Here is a 19,393-nt window from a genome sequence, read left to right as displayed (position 1 = left end):
TCTCTTTATATGTAAATGTACAAATATTGAGAACACACTGGAGCAACCGATGAAAACTATAAAAAAGACTATCATAGCCGCCGCAATTTCGACTCTATCCCTTGTTTCAAGTCATGCAGTAATGGCCCATGGCTCCTCACCTGATTACATCAAGATAGAAGATTCTCTTAAAAACTCTGGCGCAGTGTTTGCCTACGACAAATCTTCCAAAGAAGTGCATATAACGCTTAATCAAGCGCATGCCTGCGTAAAGGTAGGTGCCATGGACGCTGAAGTGAATGGCAAAAGAATTCAACTTGATGCTCCGATCAAATTTGAGCATGGCAATCTTCTTGTCGAGAGAGGATTTGCAAACGATCTGTTTGAAGGGCATGTTTCCCAAACCATTTCTCTAAGTCATGCAAAACATCCATTAGATCCTTTATCCGAAGCAGAAATCACCTTAACTCAGCAAACCGTTCAGGCTTCAAAGTATTTTCGTAACAACCTGAGGTTTACGGAGATCAAGCTTGCCGAGCCAGACAAAAGTAAAGTATGGGCTTGGTCGTTCGGACAAGATGAAGACTTTTTACGTTTAGCAAACTTTACCATTTTGGATGGTAAACACGTTATTGAAGGCACCGTTAACTTGGCAACTAAGACGGTCACTCGTTGGCAGCCTATTAAAGACGTTCACGGAATGGTCATCTGGGACGATTTTGTTGCCGCTCAGGAGATTATTGAAGGCAGTAAAGAATATGCCGATGCCCTTAAAAAACGCGGTATAGAAAATGTTAAGCAAGTGGTGGCTACCCCGCTAACCGTCGGTTTCTTTGATGGCGAAGATGGGCTGAAAGAAGACGACCGTCTGCTAAAAATAGTCTCTTATTTAGACATTGGCGATGGCAATTTTTGGGCGCACCCTATTGAAGGGCTAGTGGCTGTGGTCAACCTAGAAACCCAATCTATTGAAAAAATCGAAGACAGCGGCGTCATCCCTGTCCCCATGAAGCCAAACCCTTATGATGGTCGTGACCAGAAAAAAATGGCCAAGGTAAAACCCATTACCATTTCAGAACCAGAAGGTTCGAATTACAAAATGTCTGGCAATATAATCCATTGGCAAAACTGGGATTTCCACTTAAAGCTTGACCCTCGTGTTGGTCCTGTTCTCTCTACGATGACCTACAACGACCAAGGCACCAAACGCAAAATCATGTACGAAGGTTCCCTTGGTGGCATGATTGTTCCCTACGGTGATCCTGATATCGGTTGGTATTTTAAGGCGTATCTAGATTCTGGCGATTACGGTATGGGCGGTCTTACCTCGCCTCTTGAATTAGGAACTGACGTGCCACCTAACGCTAAGCTGTTACCGGCCACCTTAGCCGATAATAGCGGCGCACCTTATACCATTCCAAATGCCATCGCGATCTTTGAACGCTATGCAGGCCCAGAATACAAACATAATGAAATGCTTGGCAGCGGCGCGGGTAATCAAAGCCGTGCACGTCGAGAGCTTGTGGTTCGCTGGGTCAGCACCATCGGCAACTACGACTACATGTTTGACTGGGTTTTACTTGCTAATGGGACAATCAAATTGGATGTGGGCGCGTCCGGAATTGAAGCGGTAAAAGGCGTCAAAACTCGAACCATGCATGATGCAACCGCCAAAGATGACACGCGCTACGGCACATTGATTGATCACAACATTGTCGGCACAACACATCAACACATCTACAACTTCCGTTTAGACCTAGACGTAGATGGCGAGAAAAACTCTTTAGTAGAGCTAAACCCTGCGGTGGAAAAAAACACCGCTGGCGGTCCCCGTAAAAGCGTTATGGTCGTTAATCAGCATACAGTGAAAGACGAACAAGAAGCGTCTCAGAAGTTTGACCCATCTACCATTCGTTTGATGAGCAATCCAAACAAAGAAAACCGCATGGGTAACCCGGTGTCTTACCAAATTATTCCGTTTGCAGGCGGCACACACCCCATTGCAAAAGGCGCATTATTTAGCAAAGACGAGTGGATCTATAAACGCGTTAGCTTTATGGACAAACAAATCTGGGTGACCAATTACAAGCCTGAGGAACGCTTTCCAGAAGGGACTTACCCTAATCGTGCTAAAACGGATACCGGTCTAAAGACGTTTATTGAGGACAATGAGTCTATTGAAAATAAAGACAACGTATTATGGATCACAACAGGTGCCACACACGTCGCTCGGGCAGAAGAGTGGCCAATGATGCCGACAGAGTATGTACACGCTATGCTTAAACCATGGAACTTCTTTGATCAGACACCAACACTGAATCTTCCTTCAGCAACAGAGCAAAAGTAGCCATATGAAAAGTAGCGGTGAATAAGAGCAATTTAACCACTTATTCACCGTTGCCTTCTTGGTTCGACACCCTTTAAGACACAACAACGTCTAACTTTGAAACGCATTGAGGGTATATTATGACAACTTATTCACTTATGAGTGGCGGTGAAAAACTGGCCACCACTGACACGTTTTCTGTCATCAATCCATCCACGATGGCGACTGTTGGCGAGTCACCCAAAGCGACGGTAGAAAACCTCAACACCATTATAAAAGAAGCCAAAAAGGCATTTTCATCATGGTCAGCCGTGCCTTTCGCGAAGCGTCAGCAGTATCTTAATCAAATTGCAGATGCTCTAGAAACACACTCGCAAGAATTGGGTAGCATCATCACTCAAGAACAGGGCAAGCCTATTGGTGCATCGCTAGGCTCGATGTTTGAAATGGGGGGCGCTGTTGCTTGGACACGCTATACAGCAAGTTTAGAACTACCGGTAAAAGTACTTCAAGACGATGAAAATGGGCATATTGAGCTGCATCGTCGCCCTATTGGCGTCGTAGCTTCGATTACCCCTTGGAATTGGCCTGTATTGATTGCGATCTGGCATATTATACCGGCCATTTTGGCTGGCAATACCGTCGTTTGTAAGCCATCCCCTTATACGCCACTTTCGACACTGCGTATGATCGAAATAATGAACAGCATTTTACCAAAAGGTGTGGTTAATAGTATTGCAGGGGGTGATGAACTCGGTGCAGCGATTTCTGATCATCCTGATATCGACAAAATTGTGTTTACTGGCTCGACTGAAACTGGCAAGAAAGTCATGTCTTCATCCGCTAAAAATCTCAAACACTTAACACTTGAGTTAGGCGGAAATGATGCGGGTATTGTTCTAGGTGACTGCAACCCCGATGAGATTGCTCCAGGTTTATTTTGGGGCGCATTTATTAACAATGGCCAAACCTGTGCCGCAATGAAACGTTTATATGTACACCGCTCGATTTACAATGAGGTTTGTGACTCATTAACGGCTTTTGCAAAAAGTGTCAAAATGGGCGACGGCTTTGCCGAGGGCGCTGAGCTGGGTCCGATTCAAAATAAAATGCAATTCGACATCGTCAACCAGTTGGTAAAAACGTCCATTCAACAAGGCGGAAAAGTGTTACTAGGTGGGCCGCTTGATTCAGAAGACAGCCTATTCTTCCCCATCACATTGGTTGCCGTTGAAAACAATGAAAACGCCTTGGTGCAAAATGAGCAATTTGGCCCTGCTTTGCCAATCATTCCATTCGATACCGTCGAAGAAGCCATCAATCTCGCCAATGATAGCTCCGCAGGCTTAGGTGGATCTGTTTGGTCTAATGATAAAGCCTCGGCCGCTGAGATCGCAGGGCAAATGGAATGCGGTACGGTATGGCTCAATAAGCATGGTGCGATTCAACCGAATGCGCCGTTTGGCGGTGTGAAATCATCTGGACTTGGCGTGGAGTTTGGCGAGGAAGGTTTACTGGCTAACACGACTATCCAGTGCATATTTTCGTAATCAAGACATGAGCAAACGGTATTAGCTGATTGATAGCCAGCTAATACCTTGCTTTTAACTCATCACTTAGTAGGCACACTGGCATCATCCCTCGTAATGTTCACATCAAGCATTTTTCTAACAAACCAGCTTGGCGTCATGTGTGTGAAATACTTAAAGTCTTTGGTTAAGTGGGAGTCGTCATAATAGGAAAAACCCATAAAATCCGTGTGATGATTTTGCTGAAATTCCTCACCATATAAAATATCACTGATAATTTCTTGGAAGCGAACAATCCGGCTGTATTGCTTTGGCGACATGCCAATGCTTTGATTAAATTTCTTTCTGAGCAGTCGTTCGCTGATACCCATGTCATTGGACATATCCGCAATTCTTATTGTTCCATGACTGCTTATGATTTTGTCGATGCAATGATCAATTAAGTCTATTTTAGAGTCATTTAAAGCGCCTGAGTAGATCAGCCAGTTTTCTAATATTTCAACTCGCGACGGGAAATCCACCGCTGAAATTAACGCATCTACTGTCGATGAATCCTGCTTGGTCGCTTCAATAATGGGAATGCCCTGATTGATCATTTCTGAGAACGGTATATAAGCGAGTCTACGACTGATAGAGGTAGACACTCTAATGCCGCAATAGGTTTTTTCCGGCAGATAATGAATACTGGTTGGGGTGTCTACTGACCCCCATAAGATGGCAGATTGATGATGGCTATCACAACAGAACTGAAAATCAGCACACCCATCTGCCACCACTATGGTTGCTTCCGATGACGAGGTAGTAAATTGATAATAAAGAACGGAAAAATTTGAATAATGAACAATTCGTTCATTATAATTTTTGAAATCTAGTGCAAAGCAGTATTGGGCAGGAATCGCATGATGGGCATTCATATAAACCTCTTTAAACTCAGAAGACTCCTTTCTATCCAGTCATTGAATTAAAAGCCATTACCAATGTTTATAATGGCTTTTAATTCTATCCGCTTCAAATTTAAGTACGTGTTACTGACTTAATTCATTGACATTTTTTCTAAAGTAAGCCAGTGCCGCTTTTGCATCCGCTTTTCGATCAGAAACGGAATCAATCCAATCTTGATCAATGCCCTCTTCTAGTGCGTTCATTTCTTTTACGATCGCATCGTCTTCTGTGAGAAACACGACATTAACGCCTTTAGCTTTGGCTTCTAAAATACCGTCTTGGTCTGCTTTACCCCATGCGGCGCCGGCCAATCTTGAAAGCTTCTCTCCAGACACACTCATAATGGCATCGCGATCGTCTTTGCTAAGACTGTCTAACGTATCTGGGTTCATAACGATGCTGAAAGCTGTGGTGTAAAGTCCTTTCGGGAACAAGGTTAGATCAGTTGTCACTTCACTCAAACGTAAGGTTCTTTGCTGTTCCGCTGGTAAGAATGTCCCGTCTACAACGCCTTGTTGCATCAGCTCGTAGGATTTAGGCGCCGGCGCTGAGATCGGTGTTACTTCTAAACGCTCCGCTAGTGTGTTCACTAAGCCGCCACCGATACGCATTTTTTTGCCTTTTAAGTCTGCTAGCGAGTTCACTGGGAAGTTTGTATTTAACTGACCTGGTCCATGTACAAACAAGGCAAGTAATTCCAGCCCAATAAATTCTTCATCGTCTTTAAAGAACTTCTCATAAGTGTTCCATAAGGCCACAGAACCTACTTCCGCATCGGTAATTTCCCCTGGAATTTCAGCAACACTGGTCAATTTAAAACGACCCGGAATATAAGAATTCACACTGAACCCAACATCGTAAACACCGTCTTCTACGGCATCAAAAATGGTTTTTGGATCCCCAGTGTAGTTTTCAATGACGACCTCCACCCGGCCATCGGTCGCTTTCTCAACCCAACTTTTCCAAGTTGGCCAAACAATTGCGTTTTGCGAGCTAGTGGGTGGCAACCAAGTTGCTACATGCAAAGTGGTCTCTGCGGCTGACGCAAAACCAGATGCTAAAATTGATGTTCCACATAGTGCCCAAAGTAGATTTTTTTTAACCTGAATCATATTTATTATTCCTATATTTTATGATTTACATTAATAATATTTCGCTCTCTCAAGAATAACTTTTAATAACATTATTTTAATTAAATGTTTAAAAAGCCTAACAACACATTTAACTCGTATTATTCGTATAGAAATCTAGGTAAAAACATTGATACTGGGACGATAAAAATAATAATGAACAATCGGATAATATCGGCACACCAAAATGGCGTAACGCCTTTAAAAATCGTTCCTGCTTTTACATTTTTCAATACCGCACTTAAGACAAACACATTCATCCCGACAGGCGGTGTTATCAAACTAATCTCGGTGACCACGACCACAACAATACCAAACCAAACAAGGTCAAAACCTAAACTAGCAACCAACGGGTAAAAAACAGGTACCGTGAGCAGCAGCATAGAAAGGCTCTCGAACACCATTCCAAGAATGATATAAATGACCAAAATCACCATAATCACTAGCATCGGGCTAAGCTCTAATGCCGTAACGAAGCCTAATAACGCATCCGGCAACCCTGCTCGCGTGATAAAGTCCGAAAAAATGAAGGCACCTATGACCACACAAAACAACATGGCGGACGTTCTTGTGGTGTCCACTAAGGTTTCAAAAATGCTTCCAAAACTCAGGCTTCGACGGGACAGGCCAATCAGTAAGGCCCCACCCGCACCAATACCTGCAGCCTCAGTGGGTGTAAACACACCTAGATAAATCCCCCCCATTACTATCGTAAACAGCAATAGCACGCCCCAAATGCTCTTCAAGGCTGTCATGCGCTCTTTAAAGCCCATGCGCTCACCAGCAGGCCCAGCGGCAGGGTTTCGCCAGATAACAAAACGAACGGCGCCCATATAAAGCACGATACCCAGTAAGCCCGGTATAAAGCCCGCTGCAAACAACTCGCGAATACTCGATTGGGTCAACAAACCATAGATGACCAAGATGACGCTAGGGGGAATCAATATGCCCAATGTACCACCGGCCGCAATCGAAGCTGTAGCGAGGCTATCTGAGTAACCAAATTTGCGCATCGGTGGCATGGCGACTTTTGCCATGGTGGCAGAGGTGGCTAAACTGGAACCACAAATGGCAGAAAAACCACCACACGCCAATACGGTTGACATCGCTAAACCGCCTTTTCTATGCCCTAAAAAAGCATAAGACGCGTTATATAACTCCTGCGACAGACCCGATCGAGTGACTAAATTCCCCATTAAAATAAATAACGGAATCACGGATAAATTGTAGTCTTGTACTGTGCCAATCACTCGACTGGAAGCTAACGTGAGCGCCGCCGTCCAACGAAATGAAAATAGATTGTCAAAACTGAGGCCTTGCAGAATGGCAAAGCCTAGAAATCCAACCACACCCATGGCAAAAGCAATCGGCATACGGATGACTAGAATTAAAAATAAAAGAACGGCAAAACCAATTAATACAACGGACATGCTAGTCTCCTAACGGCTGTGATTCAGTGTCATCTTTAAGCACGCGATACGCGCCATAAGTCAGCATACAAGCCGCCGTTATCCAACTCATGATAGCGATGTATTCAGTCAGATAACCGGTGGGGATTTTTAGATACTCACTCACCTCTCCGCGACGCAGAGAGCGTTCAGCCAATTCGTAAATACGAACCGCTAAAAAATAGAAGGAAGACGAAACAATCAATACCGAGAAGATACCCAGTACTTTAACAATACGATTACCAAATAAATGATCAAATAAATCCACCACGACATGACTACCACGCCATGTGATTAATGGCATTTGCGCAAATACCATGACGGCCAGGCCAATTTGCGTCAGTTCAAAGGCTCCATTAACTGAGTTATTGAAAAGATAGCGGCCCGCCACATCTATGCAGGTTAGCGCCATCAGAAACACTAATACCGCCGCTGAAATTCCCTCTAATACAATGCCAATCCAACGGTAAATATTGGGCTCTGGATAATGCTTGTCTATCCAATTTCTTATCGACATGAGCGCTCCTAAATTTTTATTATTTTAGTCGGTCAAAAAACGAAAACACGAAAACTAGGGCGGAGTACCCGCCCCCATTCGGATCAAACAGATTGCTTCTTAACCAAGGTTAAAATGTCGTAACTGGCAACCAATTCATCATGCTGATTGGTTACTTGGACATCCCACACCACGACCCCTTGTGGCTCGCCCTTTGGACTTAATTTGCCTTGGTCAATTTTGCGTTTACAGGTAAGACGTGCGCGAATCGTGTCACCAATAGGCACTGGCGTAATAAAGCGCAATGTATCCAAGCCGTAATTGGCTAATACTGGCCCTTCTCCAGGCGATACAAATAATCCGGCTGCGGCCGAAAGAACAAAATAACCATGCGCAATACGTTGCTCAAACTGAGAGTCACGTGCAGCAATATCATCAAAGTGCATATAAAAATGGTCACCCGACAAACAACCGAAGTTCACAATGTCACTTTCTGTAACGGTACGGCGATGAGTCAGAAGCGATTCGCCGATTTGAAGGTTCTCAAAATAACGACGGAATGGATGCACATCAGTTTCAATAGTATCGCCACCCCGCACAAATTCTCCGGTCACCGCGGACAGCATGGTGGGTGAACCTTGAATCGCAGCACGTTGCATGTAATGTTTGACGCCACGAATACCGCCCAACTCCTCACCACCACCGGCACGACCTGGACCGCCGTGTTTTAGCAATGGCAATGGCGAACCGTGCCCAGTTGATTCTTTCGAACTGGCCTCGTTCAAGATATGTACGCGCCCGTGCCAAGCAGCCAGAGCTGGCACGACTTTTTGCGCGACGTGAGGGTCCTGCGTCACTAACGTAGTCACTAATGAGCCTTTACCACGAGCCGCCAAGGCAATCGCGTGGTCAATGTCTTTATATGGCATTAAGGTACTGATTGGGCCAAACGCTTCGATGTCGTGAGCGCCACCGTCCGCGTCTGGATCATTGCTCAGTAGCAATGTCGGCTGAATAAATGCTCCTTGTTTGGCATCACTTCCATGCAGCTCAAGCGTGTCTTTTTCATAGCCAAATACCACTTGACTGCTTTTCAATAATTGCTGAAGTTGCGCCAAAACATCGTCTTGTTGCTCAAAAGAAGCCAGTGCACCCATACGAACTGAATCTAAATGCGGGTCGCCAACCGTGACTTTGGCTAGGCGCTGAGACAGCTTATCTGACACCGCTTTGACATGAGCCTCGGGGATTAATACACGACGAATTGCGGTACATTTCTGACCCGCTTTGACCGTCATTTCACGAGCGACCTCTTTAATGAACAGGTCAAATTCAACGCTATCAACAGAAACATCTGGCGCCAAAATGGCACAGTTCAATGAATCGGCTTCGGCATTAAAAGGAATCGAGTTGTTGATAATATTAGGTGTGACTTTTAATTTGGCTGCCGTGCTTGCAGAGCCTGTAAAGGTCACCATATCTTGACTCTCCAAGCGATCTAATAAATCACCGGTTCGACCAATGATTAGCTGCAAACTGCCTTCTGGTAAAAAACCAGATGTTTGCATCAAGCGCACACAAGCTTCCGTCAAATAAGAGGTAGAGGTTGCAGGTTTTACAATACACGGCACACCTGCCAGAAAATTGGCCGCAAATTTTTCTAACATGCCCCAGATCGGGAAGTTAAAAGCATTAATGTGGACCGCAACACCTTGGCGGGGGACCAAAATGTGCGACCCGAAAAACTGACCTTCACGGCCTAACGGAAAAGCATCGTCTTCGTGAATCAAATTACCCGACGGCAGCTCGCGTCGTCCTAAACTAGCGTAGGCAAACAATGTACCGGCGCCACCTTCTATATCTACCCAGCTATCATTTCGGGTTGCACCGGTCAGCAAAGAGATCTCGTACAGTGACTCTTTGTGTTCAATAAGATATTTGCCTAAGTCTCTCAAGCAGGATGCACGGCTTTGAAAATCCATGTTCATTAACGCAGTGCGGCCTTGGTTACGGGCAAACGCTAATGACTTTTCAAAATCAATGGTTTCCGCATGGGTATGATAAATTGTTTCACCGTTAACTGGGCTAACAAGCGCTTTTTCAGCTTGCTGACCTAACCACTCTCCAGCAATAAAACTTTGTAGGACTGGGCTTTGGCTCATAGTGTTCTCCCTCGATGACTTTGTGCCATCGTAATTATTGTTTTTTATAATTTTGCGCACGAAGAAAAGGCGTTATATCTCGTCGAAATCCAGTACCACTTTCTTTGAGACTGGATAAGATTGGCAAGACAGTATGTAACCGGCTTCTACTTCGTAATCTTCAAGCCCAAGGCTGATGTCCATATCCACTTCACCTTCAATCACCTTACATTTACAGGTAGAGCACACGCCCGCTTTGCACGAAAACGGTAACTCCGCGCCATGCTCATTACCGGCATTTAGTAGGTTCTCTGTGTTTTGTTTGAGATCAAAGTTCATGGCATGACCGTCACGAATAACGGTAATTTCGGATACGTCTGCATGGGCAGCTGCCTGCGCTCGTTGCTCTCGTTTGCGTTCATTGCCTGCTGCAGCAAACAACTCAAAATGAATATTTTCTTCTGGGGTGCCAGACTCTTTTAATAAGTCTTTCACCATTTCGGTCATGGATTGCGGGCCACAAATAAAAGCTCCCGTTAGATTCTTTACATCCACCCAACGTTCGAACAGCACTCGACATTTATCCGCATCAATATGGCCGTTGTACAAGTCAATATCTTGTTGCTCTCGGCTCAACACAAAGATTAAATTCAAGCGATCCATGTAGGTATTTTTAAGATCCGCCAATTGATCTCGAAACATAGTTGACGATGTGGAGCGGTTGCCGTAGACCAATGTGACTTTACTGTGTGGCTCTGCTGCTAATGTTGTTTTTGCAATGGATAGAATGGGGGTAATACCGCTTCCGGCGGCCACTAATAAATAGTCCCCATGTCGCTCTGGATCCAGCTCAGAATAGAAGTGCCCAAGCGGTGGCATGACGTCTAACGCATCGCCTACTTTGATGGACTCATTGGCAAAGGTAGAAAACAGTCCGTCGGCAACACGCTTTATTGCTACACGCATTTCATTATCGTGTACGCCACTGCAGATAGAGTAAGAGCGGCGCACCTCTTCTCCGTCAATATGAGTACGCAATGTCAAAAACTGACCTTGCTTAAACTGATAGCTCTGAGCGAGTTCCTCAGGAATATCAAAAGCAAGTGAAATAGAATCACGTGTTTCACGACGTAAATCAGAAACGGTAAGAGTGTGAAATTGATTCATCTGTGTCTCCACGGCCACGTTATTGTTATCTATGGCTCAAATACATTTAAAATAATCAAACGGTTCTAAACAGGATTTACAGCGATACAAGGATTTACATGCGGTTGAGCCAAATTCACTCAGTTGCTCGGTGTCATCACTGCCACAATTTGGACATTCAACTTGCGTTATTCCAGACAACAAAGTGCGCTTATTTGAACTCCCTACTGGCGGTGCAATGCCATAGGCTTTAAGACGGTTTCGACCTTGATCCGTGATCCAATCGGTTGTCCAAGCAGGGTCTAAACGCTGAGTAATGTGAGGATGGGCAAAACCAGCCTCTTGCAGCGCTTCGCGTATCGAAGTTTCTATGTATTCCGTTGCGGGGCAACCTGAATACGTTGGTGTGACCACCACATATAGGTGCCCATCCGTCCAACCAACATCACGTACGATGCCAAGGTCCATCACGCTTACCACTGGCACCTCTGGATCCATAACGTCTTCCAATACGCTGTAAGCTCGCTGGATATCAGTCTTGTCTCCAGGGCGTCCTAGCTGATCCGTGACAATTAACTCACCAGCTTGCATCGGGATACGCTCTTTGTAAGAACTGCATTTCTGCTAATAAAAGCCCTAAGTGCTCAGAGTGCATGCCTGTTCGGGCACTTAAATAGAAGGTACTGGCGGCATCGGGGACCGTTAATGTTGCGTTAGTGAAAACCTCGCTTACGGTCGCATGCCACAATTCAGGCAATTCAGTTAGCGCCGGAATGTGGCCTGCTTCAGACAGAGACCATTCGGTATCGTTCTGTTCAACCAATTCAAAGGTAAAGCGCCAAACCGTATCAATGGCGTTTACCATACGCTGATGACTCTCGTCGGTACCATCCCCCAAACGCTCAACCCATTGACTAGAGCGGCGTAAGTGATACGTGACTTCTTTAAGCGATTTGGTTGCAATGGCTGCAATACGTTCGTCGCTGGCATTTTTAAGCAGAGTTAATATATGAAATTGCCAAGCATCATAGAAAAACTGCTTCGTCATGGTGACTGCAAAGTCGCCATTTGGCTGCTCAACTAATAGCAGATTACGAAAAGCCCGCTCATCGCGGCGAAAAGCTAATGCATCCGCATCGGTACCATCATTAATTCGCTCTGCGGCATAGTCATACCAGTTGCGAGCTTGACCCACTAAGTCCAAACCAACATTCATCATGCCCAGCTCTTCTTCCAGGGCGGGGGCTCGACCGGTCCATTCACATAGCCGTTGCGCTTGAATTAAGGCACTGTCACCTAGACGCAATAAAAATTCGGTTAAATCATCGTATTTCGTCATAACCACCTCACATGTGTCCGACTTCATCTGGCAACTCATAGAAGCTGGCATGTCGATAAACTTTGTCTTCCGATGGATCGAATAAAGGCTCTTTCTCATCCGTCGCGGTAGCAGTGATCAAAGCAGAAGGCATGACCCAAATACTCACTCCTTCGTTTCGGCGAGTGTATAGGTCTCGCGCATTTTCGATGGCCATTTCGGCATCCGCAGCATGAACGCTGCCGACGTGTTTGTGGTTAAGGCCATGTTTACTTCGGATAAAGACCTCAAAAAGTGTCCATTCAGACATGGTAAATTCCTCAGATTTTTAGGCTGCCGCCTGTTGTTTTTGTTTTTTGTTGGCATGAGCAACCGCCGCTTTTCTCACCCAAGCGCCTTCTAGAGTCGCATTACGACGGGTTTCCAACCGCTCACGGTTGCAAGGGCCATTACCTTTTAATACTTCGTAGAATTCTTCCCATTGAATTTCACCAAAGTCGTAGTGACCGCGCTCTTCATTCCATTTCAAATCAGGATCGGGAACCGTGCAGCCTAATAGCTCTAATTGCGGAATCGTTTGATCAATAAAGCGTTGACGCAACTCATCGTTGGTATGACGCTTGATCTTCCAAGCCATGGATTGAGCAGAGTTAGGTGAATCCGCATCACTTGGCCCAAACATCATTAATGAAGGCCACCACAAGCGATTAATAGCGTCTTGAACCATGTCTTTTTGCGCTTGATTACCATGGCGCATCATGTGCAAAAGGATTTCGTAGCCTTGACGCTGATGGAAACTTTCTTCTTTGCACACGCGAATCATCGCGCGTGAATAAGGGCCATAAGAGGTACGCTGGAGCGGAACCTGATTGACGATAGCAGCCCCATCAACCAACCACCCAACTGCGCCCATGTCGGCCCAATTCAACGTCGGATAGTTGAATATGCTGGAGTACTTCGCTCGGCCAGAATGAAGTTTTTCAATCTCTTCGTCACGATCTGCGCCCAGCGTTTCCATCGCACTGTAAAGATACAAACCATGTCCCGCTTCATCCTGAATTTTGGCCATCAGCTGCAGTTTGCGCTTTAAGGTTGGCGCTCGAGTCACCCAGTTGCCTTCTGGCAACATACCAACGATTTCAGAATGCGCATGTTGAGAAATTTGACGAATCAAAGTCTTACGATAGTTATCTGGCATCCAATTCTTTGCCTCGATCTTAATCTCAGCGTCAATTTTTTCCTGGAAGGCGCGTTCCTCTGCACCCATTTCGTCGAGCGATTTGACTGTTTTCGTCCCTGTTTCAACTTGTTGTGCGTACATGAGAATTCTCCAATATCGTAGATATAAGTCATGGCATTGATTAACAGAATAGACTAACGATACATAAATACAAGTATATTTTAATTTTTGTGTATCGCTTATTTTTGTGTTTTTTGGACACACAAATCCCCTGACCTCTTAACATAAGAGGTCACTTTCTGATAAATACTTAAGTTATTTAAACCGTGGGACGCTCATCGTAAACATGTTTAGCCTTACCTTCTGAGCGAGCTAAACTACCGACTTCTCTGAGCTTGACGTTAATACTGATACCGACTGAAGACTTAACGTGGTGACGCAATTCATTGATGGTGCTAGTGATTTTTTGGTCATCAAAATCCGCGCATTCCGGGCGCAGTTCAACATGCACATCCATACCGTCCATATTCCCTTTACGATACAAGTGTATTTCATAATTTTCAGAGAAGTGATTCACTTTTATCACCTCTTCTTCAATTTGCGTTGGAAAAACGTTAACACCGCGGATAATCATCATGTCATCGCTTCGCCCCGTAATCTTATCAATTCGACGCATACGTCGGGCTGTACCAGGTAAAAGACGTGTTAAGTCACGTGTACGGTAGCGGATCATCGGCAGCGCTTCTTTGCTGAGACTAGTAAATACCAGTTCACCCATTTCGCCATCCGGCAATACCTCGCCAGTATTAGGATCAATAATTTCAGGATAGAAATGATCCTCCCAAACGGTCGGCCCATCTTGGCTTTCAGCGCATTCCATCGCGACACCCGGCCCCATAATTTCCGATAAGCCATAAATATCCATGGCACGAATTCCCGCACGCTGCTCAACTGAACGACGCAGTTCATGCGTCCAAGGCTCGGCACCAAAAATCCCTAAGCGCAACTTGAGGTCTAACGGGTCAATCCCCTGTTTTTCCATTTCATCTAATAAATTCAGCATGTAGGACGGTGTCACCATGATGATGTCAGGCTGAAAATCTTGAATTAAACGGACTTGCTTCTCGGTCTGCCCACCAGACATTGGAATTACGGTACAACCAAGGCGCTCAGCGCCATAGTGCGCCCCCAAGCCGCCGGTAAACAGCCCATAGCCGTAGGCATTGTGCAATATATCGCCTTTACGGCCACCCGCAGCACGAATGGATCGCGCAACAATATTGGCCCAAGTGTCGATATCATTCTGGGTATAACCGACAACTGTCGGCTTACCTGTCGTGCCACTGGACGCATGAAGTCTTACCACTTGATCCATCGGTGTCGCAAACATACCGTACGGGTAGTTATCGCGTAGATCCGATTTGGTACTGAAAGGAAGTTTGGCAAGATCGTCTAATGACTTAATGTCGTCCGGGTGAATACCCAGTTGATCAAAACGCTGTTTATACATTGGAACGTTGTTATAGGCATGACGAACGGTCCACTGCAATCGCTCTAGCTGATGTGCTCGCAGCTCATCAATACTGGCCGTTTCCATTGGATCAAGTTGTTCTGGATTAAACTGGCTACGAATATCCATGATTTTGCTCTCTCATTTATTATTTTTAGAGTTTATGCTTTATCACTGTAGTATCACTTGTCATACAGCTTTTTTGTAACGGTTGGATTAATCCAACCGCTCAATGACCATTGCAATGCCCTGACCTACACCAATACACATAGTGCACAAAGCATATCGCTTATTCTTAATTTCTAACTCATTTAGAGCGGTGGTGATCAATCGCGCGCCACTCATCCCGAGCGGATGACCTAATGAAATAGCACCGCCGTTTGGATTAACTCGTGCATCATCATCTGCAAGCCCCAGTTCGCGCATCACGGCCAATCCTTGAGATGCAAACGCTTCATTTAATTCAATAACGTCCATTTCATCTAACGTCAGCCCCACTTGCTCTAGTACTTTTTTGGAGGCAGGCGCAGGACCGATCCCCATGATACGAGGCTCAACACCCGCTGCCGCCATACCAAGCACTCGACCTCGAGCCTTCAAGCCATAGGTCGCAGCCGCCTCTTCACTCGCCAACAACAAGGCACAAGCACCATCGTTAACGCCAGATGCATTACCTGCTGTGACAGATCCTTTGCCATCTTTTCTAAAAGGGGTGGAAAGCTTTGATAACGCAGCCAACGTGGTTTCGGCACGCGGATGCTCATCACGCTCCACGACTACTGGATCGCCTTTTCGTTGTGGGATCACAACTGGGACAATTTCTTTAGCGAGGCGTCCATTTTCTTGGGCAATGGCTGTTTTTTGCTGGCTACGTAAAGCAAATGCATCCTGATCTTCACGCGAAATATTGAACTCTTCTGCCACATTTTCAGCCGTTTCGGGCATTGAATGCACGCCAAACTGGTCCGCCATGAGCTTATTCACAAAGCGCCAGCCGATGGTCGTATCGTACATATCTGCTTGACGAGAAAATGCCTGATCGGCCTTACCCATAACAAACGGCGCACGCGACATTGACTCCACGCCTCCCGCAATCATGAGCCCTGCTTCACCTGAACGAATGGTTCTGGCCGCTAACCCTACAGCATCCATACCCGAACCACACAAGCGGTTAATCGTCGAACCAGGGACACTGTGTGGCAACCCTGATAGCAAAGAAGACATGCGCGCCACATTGCGGTTATCCTCACCTGCTTGGTTGGCGCAGCCATACAACACATCACTGACCTTTGACCAATCAACTGTTGGGTTTCGATCCATTAGAGATTTGATAGGGATTGCCCCTAAGTCGTCCGCCCTGACCTTCGATAGCGCGCCACCATAACGTCCAATCGGCGTTCGGATAGCATCAATAATTAGCGCATCAGTCATTTACATTCTCCTGTGAAAGTATCTCGCCTTTAACGCGGTAAGACTTACCATGAAAAATGGCGATCAATTGATCTTGTTGATTGTGTATTTCGACATCGTAATTCCCGGTCCGGCCACCACGGCTTTTTTCATGGCAACTCGCGGTTAGCACATCCCCTTCAAAAGCTGGGGCGACATAGTCAATCGAGCAGCCCAGTGCAAAAGTCGGTTGGTTATAGGTATTGCAGGCAAACGCAAAGGCTGAATCAGCCAGCGTAAAGAGATAGCCGCCGTGACACGTTTTAAGACCTTGCAACATAAAGTCCTGTACCGTCATGCGAACTTTGGATTGACCTGGCGCTGAAAAAAGCAACGCCATGCCTAAATGCTGAGTGGCCATATCTCGCTCGTACAAAGCTTTTGCACAACGCTCAGCCAGTTCAACATCCACTTGTGTATCGGTTGTATTATTCCCCATGAAAATACCCTCCTGTCATCGCAGTGCGACGCATGAGTAAAGAAGGACGGTATCTATCCTCACCATAGGACAGTTGCAACTGATGCAGCACCGCATTCACCTTAGCAACACCAATCGAGTCGGCCCAAGCCAGCGGCCCTTTGGGATAATTCAAACCAAAACACATGGCTGTATCCACGCCCTCGGCTGTGGCAACCCCTTGCAAAACCGCATCCGCGGCTTCATTCGCCAGCATCGCTACGGTACGCATTACTACCAAAGCAGGGGAATCTTCGACTTCGCTGATTTTGATGCCTGCCAAATCAAAGCATGTCACCACATCCTCAAACGACTTATCGGATGTTGATGCTGATCGGCTCAATGCAATGTGCTCTACCGCTAGATAATCTAGGGCCAGATCCACCAGTACCAGATCACTCAGCTGCTCATCGATGGCACGCTCACATGCCATGCGACCATCGGTAAGCGCCAACCAAGCATCGCCTACTTTTAAATAACCTGGTGCCAGGCTCGATTCTTGTGTGACTTGAATGCCTGCCTGAGCCAAACGCTCAACCAATCCAGTCAGATGCCCCATGTCCTTAGACACCTGGCACTTGATTGGCGTTGCTGGAACAGACGAAGCTGGGGAAAATTGCGCCTTGGGCTTTTCGACACCTTCTTGATAGGAGTAGAAACCTTGCCCTGTTTTCCGCCCTAAAAAACCGGCATCGACTAAGTCTTTTTGGATTAAAGACGGTTGGAAACGAAAATCGCCATAATAGGCATCAAATACCGAACAGGTGACAGCATAGTTCACATCGTGGCCAATCATATCCGTCAGCTCGAAAGCCCCCATGCGGAAGCCACCTGCACTTTTTATCAGTGCATCCAGCGTCGCGCAGTCAGCCACATGTTCCTGACACAGTCGAAAACTTTCCGCATAAAAAGGACGCGCTACTCGGTTAACAATAAAACCTGGTGTAGACGCGGCATGAACGGGTTTTTTACCCCAATTCGATGCGGTTTCATAAATGCACGCCGCGACGGTGGAATCCGTGGCTAAGCCTGATACCACTTCAACTAATTTCATAATGGGCGCAGGGTTAAAGAAATGCATGCCGATCATACGCTCTGGATGCTGCATGCCAGCGGCCAAACGAGTAATAGAAATGGAAGACGTGTTACTGGCGATAATGCAATCGGTAGCACAGACCGACTCCAAGGTGTCAAAAATGGCTTTCTTAACGTCAACATTTTCAACAATGGCTTCGACCACCAATCCAGCATTCGCCAGATCATTTAAGGAGCTCACCACCTCTAATCGAGACAATATCTGCTGAACTTGCTCTGTCGTAAACTTTTGACGCTCGACCAGCTTAGCTAATTGTTTCGCCATCGCGTCTATGGCAGAACTAGCCGCACCGTCTCGGTTATCGTAAAGCTTCACTGAGTGGCCTGCTTGAGCCGCAACCTGAGCAATACCCGCACCCATTGCGCCTGCACCAATGACACCAACCACAGTGTTTTGTTGTAATGCAGACATGGTTATTCTCCCTTAAATTCTGGCGTGCGTTTTTCCATAAAGGCTTTGACACCCTCACGGTAATCCTGAGTTTGACCTGCTAAACGCTGTAAATCGCGTTCTACATCAAGCTGAGCATGACAGTCATGGTCAAAACTTTGGTTGAGTGCGCGCTTAATAAAAGACAAACCTTTGGTGGGCTGAGTGGCTAATTGACGCGCTAACGATAAGGCCTCATCTCGAAGTGCCTCGTCATCCACAACTTTGTAAATCATGCCCCACTCTTGAGCTTTTTCTGCCATGAGCGGCTCGCCTAATAGAGCTAACTCTTTGGCTCTTGCCATGCCAATCAAACGCGGTAAAAACCACGTTCCACCGGAATCTGGAATTAAGCCAATTTTGCAAAAGGCCTGAATGAATTTGGCTGAACGTGCGGCAATAACAAGATCACATGCTAGAGGAATATTCGCGCCCGCCCCCGCTGCCACACCGTTCACGGCACAAATTACGGGCATAGGAAAAGACTGTAATTGTTTGATTAGCGGATTATAGAAACGCTCGATGGAAACTCCCAAATCGGGGGCATCTGCATTAGGATCAACATTGCGATCAGACAAGTCCTGCCCTGCACAAAAACCTCTTCCTTCTGCGGTTAATACCAACGCTCGGACCTGCGTATCTTTCAAAGCAGATTTAAGCGCTTGCTGCACTTCAAGATGCATGGCTTCATTAAAACTATTCAGCGCTTTGGGACGATTTAAGCTCAATAACGCAACACCTGAATCGACCGAATATAAAATGTGTTCGAAGCTCATGTCTGATTGTCTCTCTTAGAATTGAAAATAACGTTTAATTA

At 46.0% G+C, this 19,393-nt stretch carries 17 protein-coding genes; 2 read left to right on the top strand and 15 right to left on the bottom strand.

Annotation, left to right across the window (positions count from 1 at the left end):
- Positions 1-49: 49 nt before the first annotated feature.
- Entirely contained in the window at positions 50-2,326 is a 2,277-nt protein-coding gene (locus ACPUEK_RS10130; protein WP_425640626.1) for a stalk domain-containing protein, read from the top strand.
- Positions 2,327-2,445: 119 nt separating this feature from the next.
- Complete coding sequence (locus ACPUEK_RS10125; protein WP_425640625.1) at positions 2,446-3,855, top strand: aldehyde dehydrogenase family protein; 1,410 nt, start codon at positions 2,446-2,448, stop codon at positions 3,853-3,855.
- 62 nt (positions 3,856-3,917) lie between these two features.
- On the opposite strand, the gene ACPUEK_RS10120 is transcribed toward ACPUEK_RS10125, so the two are convergent.
- The 15 genes from ACPUEK_RS10120 to paaG form a co-directional block, all read right to left on the bottom strand.
- The gene (locus tag ACPUEK_RS10120) at positions 3,918-4,748 is read right to left on the bottom strand and encodes a helix-turn-helix domain-containing protein (protein ID WP_067217834.1); all 831 of its coding nucleotides are present in this window, start codon (positions 4,746-4,748) and stop codon (positions 3,918-3,920) included.
- 111 nt (positions 4,749-4,859) lie between these two features.
- Positions 4,860-5,888 carry a TRAP transporter substrate-binding protein gene (locus ACPUEK_RS10115; RefSeq protein ID WP_425640624.1) on the bottom strand — a complete coding sequence of 343 codons (1,029 nt, stop codon included), beginning with the start codon at positions 5,886-5,888 and terminating at the stop codon, positions 4,860-4,862.
- 119 nt (positions 5,889-6,007) lie between these two features.
- On the bottom strand, positions 6,008-7,336 hold the full coding sequence (locus ACPUEK_RS10110) for a TRAP transporter large permease (protein WP_425640623.1): 1,329 nt from the start codon (positions 7,334-7,336) through the stop codon (positions 6,008-6,010).
- 1 nt (position 7,337) lies between these two features.
- Positions 7,338-7,871 (bottom strand): TRAP transporter small permease, encoded by a 534-nt coding sequence (locus ACPUEK_RS10105; protein ID WP_067217844.1) that lies wholly within the window; start codon positions 7,869-7,871, stop codon positions 7,338-7,340.
- A gap of 83 nt (positions 7,872-7,954) precedes the next feature.
- The gene (gene paaZ / locus ACPUEK_RS10100; RefSeq protein ID WP_425640622.1) at positions 7,955-10,012 is read right to left on the bottom strand and encodes a phenylacetic acid degradation bifunctional protein PaaZ; all 2,058 of its coding nucleotides are present in this window, start codon (positions 10,010-10,012) and stop codon (positions 7,955-7,957) included.
- A gap of 72 nt (positions 10,013-10,084) precedes the next feature.
- Positions 10,085-11,158 carry a 1,2-phenylacetyl-CoA epoxidase subunit PaaE gene (gene paaE / locus ACPUEK_RS10095; RefSeq protein WP_067217850.1) on the bottom strand — a complete coding sequence of 358 codons (1,074 nt, stop codon included), beginning with the start codon at positions 11,156-11,158 and terminating at the stop codon, positions 10,085-10,087.
- A gap of 36 nt (positions 11,159-11,194) precedes the next feature.
- A complete protein-coding gene (gene paaD / locus ACPUEK_RS10090) occupies positions 11,195-11,728 on the bottom strand; it encodes a 1,2-phenylacetyl-CoA epoxidase subunit PaaD (RefSeq protein ID WP_425640621.1) in 534 nt (177 codons plus the stop codon).
- Complete coding sequence (gene paaC / locus ACPUEK_RS10085; protein WP_425640620.1) at positions 11,715-12,476, bottom strand: 1,2-phenylacetyl-CoA epoxidase subunit PaaC; 762 nt, start codon at positions 12,474-12,476, stop codon at positions 11,715-11,717. Before paaC ends, paaD begins: the two co-directional genes overlap by 14 nt.
- 7 nt (positions 12,477-12,483) lie before the next feature.
- Complete coding sequence (gene paaB, locus ACPUEK_RS10080) at positions 12,484-12,765, bottom strand: 1,2-phenylacetyl-CoA epoxidase subunit PaaB (RefSeq protein WP_067217858.1); 282 nt, start codon at positions 12,763-12,765, stop codon at positions 12,484-12,486.
- Positions 12,766-12,783: 18 nt separating this feature from the next.
- Positions 12,784-13,776 (bottom strand): 1,2-phenylacetyl-CoA epoxidase subunit PaaA, encoded by a 993-nt coding sequence (paaA, locus tag ACPUEK_RS10075; protein ID WP_425640619.1) that lies wholly within the window; start codon positions 13,774-13,776, stop codon positions 12,784-12,786.
- Positions 13,777-13,954: 178 nt separating this feature from the next.
- Positions 13,955-15,274 (bottom strand): phenylacetate--CoA ligase PaaK, encoded by a 1,320-nt coding sequence (paaK, locus tag ACPUEK_RS10070; RefSeq protein WP_425640618.1) that lies wholly within the window; start codon positions 15,272-15,274, stop codon positions 13,955-13,957.
- A gap of 87 nt (positions 15,275-15,361) precedes the next feature.
- Positions 15,362-16,576 (bottom strand): 3-oxoadipyl-CoA thiolase, encoded by a 1,215-nt coding sequence (pcaF, locus tag ACPUEK_RS10065; RefSeq protein ID WP_417507066.1) that lies wholly within the window; start codon positions 16,574-16,576, stop codon positions 15,362-15,364.
- A complete protein-coding gene (paaI, locus tag ACPUEK_RS10060; RefSeq protein WP_417507068.1) occupies positions 16,569-17,033 on the bottom strand; it encodes a hydroxyphenylacetyl-CoA thioesterase PaaI in 465 nt (154 codons plus the stop codon). Before paaI ends, pcaF begins: the two co-directional genes overlap by 8 nt.
- On the bottom strand, positions 17,023-18,558 hold the full coding sequence (gene paaH / locus ACPUEK_RS10055) for a 3-hydroxyacyl-CoA dehydrogenase PaaH (RefSeq protein ID WP_425640617.1): 1,536 nt from the start codon (positions 18,556-18,558) through the stop codon (positions 17,023-17,025). Before paaH ends, paaI begins: the two co-directional genes overlap by 11 nt.
- Positions 18,559-18,560: 2 nt before the next feature.
- Entirely contained in the window at positions 18,561-19,352 is a 792-nt protein-coding gene (gene paaG / locus ACPUEK_RS10050; protein WP_425640616.1) for a 2-(1,2-epoxy-1,2-dihydrophenyl)acetyl-CoA isomerase PaaG, read from the bottom strand.
- Between the last annotated feature and the right edge of the window lie 41 nt (positions 19,353-19,393).

It is taken from the genome of Marinomonas gallaica (assembly GCF_049821165.1).
GTDB lineage: Bacteria > Pseudomonadota > Gammaproteobacteria > Pseudomonadales > Marinomonadaceae > Marinomonas > Marinomonas gallaica.
This window is presented reverse-complemented; position numbering and strand designations above follow the sequence as displayed.

Excerpts from the sequence above, each read along its gene's own strand:
- paaI (WP_417507068.1), bottom strand. The coding sequence starts at position 17,033 with ATGGGGAATAATACAACCGATACACAAGTGGATGTTGAACTGGCTGAG.
- paaD (WP_425640621.1), bottom strand. The coding sequence starts at position 11,728 with ATGCAAGCTGGTGAGTTAATTGTCACGGATCAGCTAGGACGCCCTGGA.
- ACPUEK_RS10110 (WP_425640623.1), bottom strand. The coding sequence starts at position 7,336 with ATGTCCGTTGTATTAATTGGTTTTGCCGTTCTTTTATTTTTAATTCTA.
- paaB (WP_067217858.1), bottom strand. The coding sequence starts at position 12,765 with ATGTCTGAATGGACACTTTTTGAGGTCTTTATCCGAAGTAAACATGGC.
- paaK (WP_425640618.1), bottom strand. The coding sequence starts at position 15,274 with ATGGATATTCGTAGCCAGTTTAATCCAGAACAACTTGATCCAATGGAA.
- ACPUEK_RS10125 (WP_425640625.1), top strand. The coding sequence starts at position 2,446 with ATGACAACTTATTCACTTATGAGTGGCGGTGAAAAACTGGCCACCACT.
- pcaF (WP_417507066.1), bottom strand. The coding sequence starts at position 16,576 with ATGACTGATGCGCTAATTATTGATGCTATCCGAACGCCGATTGGACGT.
- paaH (WP_425640617.1), bottom strand. The coding sequence starts at position 18,558 with ATGTCTGCATTACAACAAAACACTGTGGTTGGTGTCATTGGTGCAGGC.
- ACPUEK_RS10120 (WP_067217834.1), bottom strand. The coding sequence starts at position 4,748 with ATGAATGCCCATCATGCGATTCCTGCCCAATACTGCTTTGCACTAGAT.
- paaZ (WP_425640622.1), bottom strand. The coding sequence starts at position 10,012 with ATGAGCCAAAGCCCAGTCCTACAAAGTTTTATTGCTGGAGAGTGGTTA.
- ACPUEK_RS10115 (WP_425640624.1), bottom strand. The coding sequence starts at position 5,888 with ATGATTCAGGTTAAAAAAAATCTACTTTGGGCACTATGTGGAACATCA.
- paaC (WP_425640620.1), bottom strand. The coding sequence starts at position 12,476 with ATGACGAAATACGATGATTTAACCGAATTTTTATTGCGTCTAGGTGAC.
- ACPUEK_RS10105 (WP_067217844.1), bottom strand. The coding sequence starts at position 7,871 with ATGTCGATAAGAAATTGGATAGACAAGCATTATCCAGAGCCCAATATT.
- paaG (WP_425640616.1), bottom strand. The coding sequence starts at position 19,352 with ATGAGCTTCGAACACATTTTATATTCGGTCGATTCAGGTGTTGCGTTA.
- paaA (WP_425640619.1), bottom strand. The coding sequence starts at position 13,776 with ATGTACGCACAACAAGTTGAAACAGGGACGAAAACAGTCAAATCGCTC.
- ACPUEK_RS10130 (WP_425640626.1), top strand. The coding sequence starts at position 50 with ATGAAAACTATAAAAAAGACTATCATAGCCGCCGCAATTTCGACTCTA.
- paaE (WP_067217850.1), bottom strand. The coding sequence starts at position 11,158 with ATGAATCAATTTCACACTCTTACCGTTTCTGATTTACGTCGTGAAACA.